Origin of the sequence: Collimonas fungivorans (assembly GCF_028292705.1) — a bacterium.
GTDB lineage: Bacteria > Pseudomonadota > Gammaproteobacteria > Burkholderiales > Burkholderiaceae_D > Collimonas > Collimonas fungivorans_B.
The window spans coordinates 1-10,316 of record NZ_JAQGLV010000174.1 but is presented as its reverse complement, the minus strand read 5'-3'; the positions used below and the strand labels follow the sequence as shown (position 1 = coordinate 10,316).

The 10,316-nt window shown below is 62.6% G+C and carries 11 protein-coding genes; 7 read left to right on the top strand and 4 right to left on the bottom strand.

Going from position 1 to position 10,316, the window contains the following annotated elements:
* On the bottom strand, positions 1 to 552 hold a 552-nt coding region (locus JWQ61_RS09680), incomplete at its 3' end, for an SDR family oxidoreductase (RefSeq protein WP_304360345.1).
* 127 nt (positions 553 to 679) lie between these two features.
* Between JWQ61_RS09680 and JWQ61_RS09675 the strand changes: the two genes are divergently transcribed.
* A complete protein-coding gene (locus JWQ61_RS09675) occupies positions 680 to 1,231 on the top strand; it encodes a TetR/AcrR family transcriptional regulator (protein ID WP_304360344.1) in 552 nt (183 codons plus the stop codon).
* Between the two features lie 60 nt (positions 1,232 to 1,291).
* Positions 1,292 to 2,701: a glycerophosphodiester phosphodiesterase family protein gene (locus JWQ61_RS09670; RefSeq protein WP_304360343.1), complete on the top strand. Its 1,410-nt coding sequence runs from the start codon at positions 1,292 to 1,294 to the stop codon at positions 2,699 to 2,701.
* A gap of 9 nt (positions 2,702 to 2,710) precedes the next feature.
* On the opposite strand, the gene JWQ61_RS09665 is transcribed toward JWQ61_RS09670, so the two are convergent.
* From JWQ61_RS09665 to JWQ61_RS09655, 3 genes are all read right to left on the bottom strand, one after another.
* Positions 2,711 to 3,436 (bottom strand): DUF899 family protein, encoded by a 726-nt coding sequence (locus JWQ61_RS09665; RefSeq protein WP_304360342.1) that lies wholly within the window; start codon positions 3,434 to 3,436, stop codon positions 2,711 to 2,713.
* Positions 3,437 to 3,547: 111 nt separating this feature from the next.
* Positions 3,548 to 4,327: a CPBP family intramembrane glutamic endopeptidase gene (locus JWQ61_RS09660; protein ID WP_304360341.1), complete on the bottom strand. Its 780-nt coding sequence runs from the start codon at positions 4,325 to 4,327 to the stop codon at positions 3,548 to 3,550.
* A 12-nt stretch (positions 4,328 to 4,339) separates the two neighbouring features.
* Positions 4,340 to 5,077 (bottom strand): AraC family transcriptional regulator, encoded by a 738-nt coding sequence (locus tag JWQ61_RS09655; RefSeq protein WP_304360340.1) that lies wholly within the window; start codon positions 5,075 to 5,077, stop codon positions 4,340 to 4,342.
* Between the two features lie 193 nt (positions 5,078 to 5,270).
* Here JWQ61_RS09655 and JWQ61_RS09650 point away from each other — a divergent pair, with 193 nt between their 5' ends.
* The 5 genes from JWQ61_RS09650 to JWQ61_RS09630 all read left to right on the top strand — a co-directional run.
* Positions 5,271 to 6,035 (top strand): SDR family oxidoreductase, encoded by a 765-nt coding sequence (locus JWQ61_RS09650; protein WP_304360339.1) that lies wholly within the window; start codon positions 5,271 to 5,273, stop codon positions 6,033 to 6,035.
* 39 nt (positions 6,036 to 6,074) lie between these two features.
* Complete coding sequence (locus JWQ61_RS09645) at positions 6,075 to 6,929, top strand: fumarylacetoacetate hydrolase family protein (RefSeq protein WP_304360338.1); 855 nt, start codon at positions 6,075 to 6,077, stop codon at positions 6,927 to 6,929.
* A gap of 11 nt (positions 6,930 to 6,940) precedes the next feature.
* Entirely contained in the window at positions 6,941 to 8,218 is a 1,278-nt protein-coding gene (locus JWQ61_RS09640) for an L-fuconate dehydratase (protein WP_304360337.1), read from the top strand.
* 57 nt (positions 8,219 to 8,275) lie between these two features.
* Positions 8,276 to 9,052, top strand: coding sequence for an SDR family oxidoreductase (locus JWQ61_RS09635; protein ID WP_304360336.1), 777 nt, complete (start codon positions 8,276 to 8,278; stop codon positions 9,050 to 9,052).
* Between the two features lie 66 nt (positions 9,053 to 9,118).
* The coding region (locus tag JWQ61_RS09630) for a sugar ABC transporter ATP-binding protein (protein WP_304360335.1) at positions 9,119 to 10,316 on the top strand (1,198 nt) is incomplete at its 3' end.

Here is a 10,316-nt window from a genome sequence, read left to right as displayed (position 1 = left end):
CAGCACGGCTTGCACGTACAATCCGCGCGCGCCGAGTTCGGCGTTCAGGGCTTGCGAGTAGGTCAGTACATAGGCCTTGGTCGCGCCATATACGCCTAGCGGGAATTCCGGCGCCAGCGCCACCACCGAAGCAATGTTCACGATGGCGCCTTCGCCCTGGGCCACGAATCGCGGGATGACCGCGGCCGCAAGCCGCGTCACTGCGGTGATGTTGAGGCGGATCAGGCGATCCTGCAGCTCGACGTCCGCATCCAGGAAGCCGCCCGGCGCCGCCGCTCCTGCATTGTTGACCAGCAGCCCGATCCGCGCATCCTCGCGCAGCCGGGTCTCGACCAGCTTCAGGTCAGAGGCTTCGGTCAGGTCGGCCTTGATGATGTCGATGCTGACGCCGGTTTCGGCGCGCAGGCGCGAGGCCAGCGCCGCCATGCGTACCTGGTCGCGCGCCACCAGCACGAGATCGTGTCCGCGGGCGGCCAGGCGCTCAGCGTAAGTGGCGCCGATGCCGCCGGATGCGCCGGTGATGAGTACGGTAGTTTTAGCTTGCTTAGTCATGAGGAATCCTGGTTTTGGTTGTTGAAAAGAAATATAGATAGATAATGAAATTATTATTCATTATGATCATCATCATTACAATCATGATCGCCGTAATGTATAATGTCAAGCATCAAAAGGAGAGGTCATGAAGATAAGCCGCGAACAGGTTGTCGAAAACCGCACGCGCATTCTTGATGCTGCTGCCCGCATGTTTCGCGAGCACGGCTTTGAAGGCGTCACCGTGGCGCAGATCATGAATGCCGCCAGCCTTACGCATGGCGCGTTTTACGGGCATTTCACATCCAAGGACGATTTGATCGCCCAGGCGTGCGCGCATGTCTTGACGCCGCCAGGGGGCGACCCCTATCCGGAGCGGATGGCCGATTTTGCCGCGCAATACCTGAGCGCCGCCCATCGCGACGATCCCGGATGCGCCTGTCTGTTTTCGACGCTAGGCACGGAAGCCGTGCGCGCCGGCGATGACGTGCGCCATGCCATGACCGAGAGCGTCCGGCGCCAGGTCGAGAAGTTCAGCCGGAGCGCGCCGGGGCAGACTGCCGAGGAGCGGCGCCGCGCCGCGGTCGGCAGCTGGTCAGCCATGATCGGGGCGCTGATGCTGGCGCGCCTGGTCGACGATGCCGAATTGTCCGATGGATTGCTGGCGGATACGCTGGCGTGGCTGGAAGCGGGAAAATAAATGTTGTCATCAGGCAGTCACTGAAAGAAGCCATAATCGCTGGATTCAATTTCACTCCACATGGCCATGCACCTCTCAGATACCCGTCGCCCATCCCGTCCAGTCCTGATCCTGACCCAGCTCGCCGCTGCCGCTGCATTGACCGCCTGCGGCGGAGGCGGCGACAGCAGCAACCTGGCCTCGGCCAAATTCCAGACCCTGGACGGCGCCGCGCCGCTGGTGATCGGGCATCGCGGGCTGCCGGGGCTGTATCCGGAAGAGACGCAGCCGTCTTATGAAGCCGCGGCCGACGTCGGCGCCGACTCGCTGGAAGAAGACCTGCACCTGAGCAAGGATTGCGTGCTGGTTGCCCGCCACAATCCGTGGCTGAGCGATAACACCAACATCACGACCGTGGCCCAGACCAATGCCACCGTGGCAGCGCGCAAACGCACCGTGCCGGGCGTGCTGGTGAATGTCAGCTACTCGCTCGCCACCTACGGCGGCCCGGCGCAATACCTGAGCGACCTGACCGATCCCAACGACCCGAAATCGGTGCTGAAATCGCTGGTGGTGGACGGCGAGGACCATACCGGCGACTGGTCGATTACCGACTTCACCGTCGCCGAGCTGAAACAATGGATAGGCGGCACCACCTACGATGCGCGCGACCAGCGGCCGACCGCGCTGAACGGCAAATACCCGATCCTGACGATGCAGGAAATCATCGATATCGCCAAGGCCAAGGGTGCAGCCAGCGGCCGCACGATTTCGATCTATCCGGAATCCAAGAATCCGTACTGGAACAATGCACAAGCCATCGCCAACGGCTGCGGCAGCGGCAAGCACCCGTTCGAAGATGCGATCATCAAGCTCATCAAGGACAACAACCTGAACAGCAAGACTGCGCCGATCTATGTGCAGAGCTTCGATCCGGCCAGCCTGAAGTACATGCGCTCCGCCGGCCTGAATACGAAGATGGTGCAGCTGGTCGACGGCAACGACGTTAACTACAAGACCGGCGAGATGATTTACCAGACCAGCGACGTCTACAACTTCGTCGATGGCCGGCCATACAGCTGGACCCTGGCCGGCGACGGCCGTTACTTCGGCGCCATGCTGACCCCGGCCGGGCTGGCTGAAATCAAGACCTATGCCGACGGCATCGGCCCCTGGAAACCGCAGGTGATGGCGCATACCATCGTGCCGTTCAAGGCGACCAACACCGACGGCACGCCGTACACCGGCTCGCTGGCCGACGTCAACACGATCACGCCGACCAGCCTGATCGCGGATGCGCACAAGGCTGGCCTGTTCGTGCATTCCTATACTTTCCGCAACGAGCAGAAGTACCTGGCCGGCATCTACAAGGGCGACCCGAGCGCGGAATTCCTGACTTATTTCCGGGCCGGGATCGACGGCGTGTTTACCGATTTCGCCAACACCGGAGTGGCCGCGCGTACTGCCTTTATCAAGGAATCCAGGCAGTAAGGCGGCGGTTCAGGCGTAGCTCAGTTTGGGCTGGAAATCACCGCGGCCTTCCGGCATGACGTCGAACAGGTTCCACATCGGATCCAGCATGTCGTTGTGGCGGTAGTCCTGGCCGGGCTCGGACGGCACGTAAAGCATCTCCGAGCCCCAGGTATGGCGGATCACGCCGTCGCTGCGGTGGAATACGTTGAGCATCGGCATGTCCCATTCTTCACCATCCTTGAAGTCCTGCTGCCTGCGCATCTGCGGGCTGAGGGCGCTGGAATCGCCGAAGTAGTCGCTGTCGTAGCTATTGCCGTCGGTGGACAGCAGGTGCAGCCCATGCCAGCCGCGTTCCTTGGCGAAAGCGAGGATATCCGCCAACGGCCGCTTGGCGACCACCACGAAGTTGAGGCGCTGGTCGATGTGCCGTACCTGGCCATCGATGCCGTCGAGGAAATGGGTGCAACCAGGGCAGGGCCGCTTGCGCTCCGGGCCGTACATGAAACTGTAGATCGCCAGCGTATCCTTGCCGGGCGCGAACAGTTCTGAAACATGCACAGGACCATCGGCGCCGACAAAACGATAATCCTGTTTCAATTCGCCGCCGGGAGGCAGGGCACGGCGCCGGGCGGCGACGCTCTCGATCTGGTGCCGCAGCGCCATCTCCTCGGCCAGCAGAGCGGCGCGGGCGGTACGGTAATCGGCGCTCTCGCCGGGAAAACGAAGTTGCTGCAGTTCAGGTCTGGCGGACATGACAGGCTCCTTTGTCTGGCGTTCAAGCAACCAGTATATACACGGAGGATGCGGTCACAAGTCGGGTATGCAGGACGCTTATGGCCTGCCTGACAAGGTGTTTGCCTTTCATCAAGCCCAGGCGACCGACAGCAGCATCACCGCGCCCACTTCCAGCAGGTCGCCGAGGCCGTGCGCGATCATCGGCGCCAGCAGGCTGCGCGAACGTTCCATCAGCCAGACGTAGGTCAGGCCGAAGAGGAAGGCGTAAAGCTGCTGGGCGATAGCCTGGTACAGCGGATCCTGGAAGAAGCTGCCGTAGTGGGCGGCGCCGAACAGCAGGCTCACGATCACGCCTGACACCGGGATCTCGAACCGGGCCAGGCGCACCCGTCCAGGCACCAGCACGGTCAGCATGCCGACCAGCACGCCGCGGAAGATGATCTCTTCGTTGGGGCCGGCGACGAACATCACCGCCAGCCAGCCGGGGATGCCGATCGCGGTCATCTCGTAGCCGCCTTGGGGTGCAGTGCGGCTGAGCAGCTGCGGCCAATAGTCGGCCACCAGCATCAGCAGCGCCATGCCGATGCCGATCAGCACCGCCAGGCCGGCATAACTGCGCTGCGGCGGCCAGCGCAAATAAGGATCGGCCTTAGGCAGATAGCGGCGCATGACCAGGACCGCCATCAGTCCGACCGCAATCTGGAACAGCTCGGCCAGGGCGACAAAGGCCCAGACCTGATGGTGGAACCAGTCGGCCTGATGCTTGAACAGCCAGCGTGCGGCTTCGCGCGCCGGCCACAGCATGAGCTGCATCAGGATCGCGGCGAGCACGATCGGCCAAAGGCGGAACTTGAATCCGGTAATTTCAAAAAGCGGGCGGCTGGGCGCGAGGGCGGTGGTATCGGTCATGGACTGACGATATCAGGCAGCGGCCGCGGCGGTCTTGAACGAATGTTTCAGCGTGCTGCGCCAGGCGCCGGGCGAACGGCCGGTGAACGCCTTGACGTCGCGGTTCATGTGCGCCTGGTCGGCATAGCCCGCGGCAGCGGCGATCTCGATCAGGCTGGCGCCGCCATCCACGATCATGCGCCAGGCCAGGCGGGCGCGGGCTTCGATACGGTAGCGCGTCGGACTGACGCCATAGACGGCGCGGAACCAGCGGAACGCCGTCACCCGCGACACGCCGTGTTCCAGCGACCAGAGCTGCACGCCCGCGGGATCGGAAGCGGTCAGCGCCTCGGCCAGCAGGTCCGGCGCTTCGCTCAGTTTGCCCTGGCTCTGGCGCCAGCCGTGCGTGAGCGCCGCCGCGGCCTCCAGCGAATCGCGCCCGGCCAGGCGGATCACCAGGTCGGGATCGGCCACCTGGCCGCATGCCGATTCAGCGACAGGCATGGCAACCGGCAAATTCAGGACCCTGGCGCCGCGCGGGATGGCGCGGTTCCAGTGGGCCGAAAAGGGTGCGTGCAACAGCACATCGCCGGCCCGCACATGCCAGCGTCCGCGTTCGCCGGCTTCCTGGTAGCCGCCGTCGAGCACGATGGTGGCATAGGCTTGCGCATGGACGTGGCGCGGAATCACGGTTCCGGGCTCAAGGATGCAACTGGGCGTTTGCTGGAAACTGGGCATGCTGGAAAAGGGATGCGTAGTGATGGATTGCATATTGCAGCATATCGTTACCTGAAGGCAAGGCGACTCTGCTCCGGTAGCAGGCGACTGGCAATTATGTATTGCAAAGCCAAAATTTAACCATTATGATTGCCCTAAGCGAATTGGTCCAACCAATGGACCTATAGACCGATTGTCATCAACCGGCAAGCAAGTCCGCACAATCAACAATATGGAGACAGTGTTCATGAGGCTTCAAGGAAAACGCATCCTGGTGACTGCAGCAGGCCAAGGCATAGGACGCGCCAGCGCCTTGATGTTTGCCCGCGAGGGTGCGCAGGTGCTGGCTACCGACATCAACCAGGCGGCGTTGGACGAAACCGCCGCGCTGGCCCGCGCCGCCGGCACCGAGCTGACCACCCGCCATCTCGACGTCACCGACGCCAAGGCCGTGGCGGCATTGGCACAGGCCGGTTCGTCTTTCGACGTGCTGTTCAATTGCGCCGGTTTTGTCCATCACGGCAGCATCCTCGACTGCACCGAACAGGACTGGGAGTTCTCCTGGAACCTCAACGTTTCCTCGATGTACCGCCTGATCCGCACGCTGCTGCCGGGCATGCTGGCGCAGGGCGGCGGTTCCATCATCAACATGGCGTCGGCCGCTTCCAGCGTCAAGGGCGTGCCCAATCGTTTCGTGTACGGCGCCACCAAGGCAGCGGTGATCGGCCTGACCAAGGCGGTGGCCGCCGATTTCGTCGCCAAGGGCATCCGCTGCAACGCTATCTGCCCCGGCACCGTCGAATCGCCTTCTCTCGAAGCGCGGATCAAGGAGCAGGCGCGGCAGCAAAACGTGCCGATTGCCGATATCGAGGCCGCGTTTGTCGCCCGCCAGCCGATGGGACGGGTCGGCAAGGCCGACGAAATCGCGGCCCTGGCCTTGTACCTGGCTTCCGATGAATCTTCCTTTACTACCGGCGCCATCCATCTGATCGATGGCGGCTGGTCCAATTAATCAATCCCTGTTGAATAACGTCACCATGAAAGCGAAACCATGAAGTTGTTGAGATACGGCCAGAAGGGCCAGGAAAAACCCGGCGTGCTGGATGCACAGGGACGCGTGCGCGACTTGTCTGGCGTGGTGACGGATATCGCCGGTCGCTTCCTGACGCCGCAGGAGCTGGACAAGCTGCGGGCGCTGGACCTGGACAGCCTGCCGCTGGTCGCCGGTACGCCGCAGCAAGACCTGCGCCTCGGACCTTGCGTCGGCGCCGTCGGCAAGTTCATCTGCATCGGCTTGAACTATTCCGACCACGCCGCCGAATCGGGCATGGAAGTGCCGTCGGAACCGGTGGTGTTCAACAAATGGACCAGCGCAATCTGCGGTCCGGACGACGACGTCGAAATCCCGCGCGATTCCCTGAAGACCGACTGGGAAGTGGAGCTGGGCGTGGTGATCGGCCTGGGCGGCCGCTACATCAGTGAAGCCGACGCCCTCAAGCACGTCGCCGGCTATTGCGTGATCAACGATGTCTCCGAGCGCAAATACCAGCTCGAACTGGGAGGCACCTGGGACAAGGGCAAAGGCTGCGATACTTTCGGCCCGCTCGGTCCCTGGCTGGTGACCGCCGATGAAGTGGCCGATCCGCATGCCCTCGGCTTGTGGCTGGAAGTGGACGGCCATCGCTACCAGAACGGCAATACTTCGACCATGGTGTTCCAGGTGCCGGCGCTGGTCAGCTACCTGAGCCGCTTCATGAGCTTGCAGCCTGGCGATGTGATTTCCACCGGCACGCCGCCTGGCGTCGGCCTCGGACAGAAGCCGCCGGTCTACCTGCGCGCCGGCCAGGTGATGCGGCTCGGCATAGACGGCCTGGGAGAGCAGCGCCAACGCACCATCTCACTTTAAAGAGAACCACGATGACGACAATTCGATCAATCCGCGTGCTGGATGTGCGGTTCCCAACCTCGCAAATGCTGGACGGCTCGGACGCGATGAATCCGGATCCCGACTACTCCGCCGCCTATGTCATTCTGGAAACCGACCAGCCCGGCCTGGAAGGCCATGGCCTGACCTTCACCATCGGCCGCGGCAATGAAATCTGCTGCGCCGCGATCAAGGCGATGGAACACCTGGTGGTCGGCCTCAAGCTGGACTGGATCAGCGCCGACATGGGCCGCTTCTGGCGCCACATCACCTCCGACAGCCAGCTGCGCTGGATCGGCCCCGACAAGGGCGCGATCCACCTGGCCACCGGCGCCGTCGTCAATGCGGTCTGGGACCTGTGGGCCAAGGCGGAAGGCAAGCCGCTGTGGCAGCTGGTGACCGACATGTCGCCCGAGGAACTGGTGCGCGCCATCGATTTCCGCTACCTGACCGACTGCATCACGCCGGAAGAAGCGCTGGCCTTGCTGCGCGCGCAGGAACCGGGCAAGGCTGAGCGCATCCGCTTGCTGCAGCAGGACGGTTATCCGTGCTACACCACTTCCGCCGGCTGGCTGGGTTATGAGGACGCCAAGCTGCGGCGGCTGTGCCAGGAAGCGATCGACAACGGCTTCAACCATATCAAGCTCAAGGTCGGGCGCGACCTGGAAGACGACATCCGGCGCGTCACCATCGCCCGCGAAGTGATCGGCCAAGAGCGGCAGCTGATGATAGACGCCAACCAGGTGTGGGAAGTCGGCCAGGCGATCGACTGGGTCAACCAGCTGGCGTTCGCCAAGCCGTGGTTCATCGAAGAACCGACCAGCCCGGACGACGTCGAGGGCCACCGCAAAATCCGCGAAGGCATAGGCGCGGTCAAGGTCGCCACCGGCGAAATGTGCCAGAACCGCATCATCTTCAAGCAGTTCATCATGCGCGGCGCGATCGACGTGGTGCAGATCGATTCCTGCCGTCTCGGCGGCGTCAATGAAATACTGGCGGTGCTGCTGATGGCGGCCAAGTACAAGCTGCCGGTGTGTCCGCATGCCGGCGGCGTCGGCCTGTGCGAGTATGTGCAGCACTTGTCGATGATCGATTATGTCTGCATTGCCGGCACTAAGGCAGGGCGGGTCACGGAATATGTCGACCATCTGCATGAACATTTCGTCGATCCTTGCGTCATACGCAATGCATCGTACATGCCGCCGACGGCGCCCGGGTTTTCGATTACGATGAAACCTGAGTCGCTGCAGCAATACCAGTTCCGCGGCTAGCAAAGCGCATACTAGTAGACAAAACAAATAAAACAAATAAAAAACGGAGACGGCAAAGTGGATCTACATCTGGCGGGAAAAGTGGTGATCGTGACCGGCGGCGGCGCAGGAATAGGCGCTGCGATTTCGCTGCAGCTGGCGGCGGAAGGCGCGATTCCCGTGATCCTGGGCAAAAGCCAGCCGGCGCCCGAATTCAAGACGGCGTTGCTGGCCTTGCAAGACAAGTCGCTCATCCTCCAGCTCGACCTGATGGATGAGGACAAGTGCCGGCAAGCCGTGGCGCAGACCGTAGTCGAATTCGGACGGCTGGACGGCCTGGTGAACAATGCCGGCATCAACGACAACATCGGCCTCGACGCCGGCCGGGCCGCCTTCGTGCTGTCGCTTGAAAAGAACCTGATCCACTACTACACGATGGCGCATTTCTGCGTACCGCACCTGAAGGCCAGCCGCGGCGCCATCGTCAACATTTCTTCGAAGACGGCCGTGACCGGCCAGGGCAACACCAGCGGCTATTGCGCCGCCAAGGGCGGGCAGCTGGCGCTGACGCGTGAGTGGGCGGCGGCGCTGGCGAATGACGGGGTGCGGGTCAACGCCGTGATCCCGGCCGAAGTGATGACGCCGCTGTACCGCAACTGGATCGCCAGTTTCGACAATCCGGAGCAGAAACTGGCCGCGATCACCAGCAAGATACCGCTCGGAAAACGGCTTACCACGGCCGAGGAGATTGCCGACACCGCAGTATTTCTCTTGTCGCAGCGCGCCGCGCACACGACCGGGCAATGGGTGTACGTGGACGGCGGCTACAGCCATCTCGACCGCGCCCTGACCTGAATGCATCTTGATAGATTGATTTAACACGGTCGGCGGCAGCGCCGGCAGTGCATCATGAGAGTAGATATGCAGCAATCAGAAATTCCTACGCCGGACTGCCTTATTTCGCTGGAAAACGTGACCAAGCGTTTTCCCGGCGTGCTGGCGCTCGACAACTGCCGCTTCGACCTGATGCGCGGCGAGGTCCATGCGCTGATGGGTGAAAACGGCGCCGGCAAATCGACGCTGATGAAAGTGCTGGCCGGGGTCTATCCCAAGGACAGCGGCGAAATCCGCATCGAAGGGCTGCCGGTCGAAATTCCTACCCCGCGCGCCGCGCAGGCGCTGGGCATCGGCATCATCCATCAGGAACTCAACCTGATGAACCACCTGAGCGCCGCGCAAAACATATTCATCGGCCGCGAACCGCGCGGCCGCTACGGCCTGTTCCTCGACGAAGAGGCGCTGAACCGGCAGACCAAGGCGATTTTTGAACGCATGCGGCTGGACCTCGATCCCAGCACGCTGGTGAGCGAACTGACAGTGGCCAAGCAGCAGATGGTGGAAATCGCCAAGGCGCTGTCCTTCGACTCGCGCGTGCTGATCATGGATGAGCCCACGGCTGCGCTCAACAACGCTGAAATCGAAGACTTGTTCCGCATCATCCGCCAGCTGCAGTCGCACGGCGTCGGCATCATCTACATTTCGCACAAGATGGACGAGCTGCGGCAGATCTCCAACCGCGTCACGGTCATGCGCGACGGCAAATACATCGCCACCGTGCCGACCGCCACCACCTCCATGGAGACCATCATCGGCATGATGGTAGGGCGCCAGCTCGACAACGGTGACCAGGCCATCCCCGACACCTCCGGCAACGATGTTGTGCTGGAAGTGAAGGGGCTGCAGCGCGGCGCGTTCATCAAGGATGTGAGTTTCAGCCTGCGCAAAGGCGAGATCCTCGGTTTTGCCGGCCTGATGGGCGCCGGCCGCACCGAAGTCGCGCGCGCCATCTTCGGCGCCGACCGCATCGACGCTGGCGAAATCCGGGTGCACGGCGCCAAGGTGACGATCAGGTCGCCGCGGGACGCGGTGGCGCACGGCATCGGTTACCTGTCGGAAGACCGCAAGCACTTCGGCCTGGCTACCGGGCTGGACGTCAAGACCAATGTCGCCATGTCGAGCATGAACCGGTTCCTGACCCAGGGCCTGTTCCTGGACCAGGCGGCGATCCGCGACACCGCGCAGGATTACGTGCGGCAGCTGAGCATCAAGACGCCGTCGG

Coding starts and splice junctions, on each gene's coding strand:
- JWQ61_RS09675 (WP_304360344.1), top strand. CDS start 680: ATGAAGATAAGCCGCGAACAGGTTGTCGAAAACCGCACGCGCATTCTT.
- JWQ61_RS09670 (WP_304360343.1), top strand. CDS start 1,292: ATGGCCATGCACCTCTCAGATACCCGTCGCCCATCCCGTCCAGTCCTG.
- JWQ61_RS09665 (WP_304360342.1), bottom strand. CDS start 3,436: ATGTCCGCCAGACCTGAACTGCAGCAACTTCGTTTTCCCGGCGAGAGC.
- JWQ61_RS09660 (WP_304360341.1), bottom strand. CDS start 4,327: ATGACCGATACCACCGCCCTCGCGCCCAGCCGCCCGCTTTTTGAAATT.
- JWQ61_RS09655 (WP_304360340.1), bottom strand. CDS start 5,077: ATGCAATCCATCACTACGCATCCCTTTTCCAGCATGCCCAGTTTCCAG.
- JWQ61_RS09650 (WP_304360339.1), top strand. CDS start 5,271: ATGAGGCTTCAAGGAAAACGCATCCTGGTGACTGCAGCAGGCCAAGGC.
- JWQ61_RS09645 (WP_304360338.1), top strand. CDS start 6,075: ATGAAGTTGTTGAGATACGGCCAGAAGGGCCAGGAAAAACCCGGCGTG.
- JWQ61_RS09640 (WP_304360337.1), top strand. CDS start 6,941: ATGACGACAATTCGATCAATCCGCGTGCTGGATGTGCGGTTCCCAACC.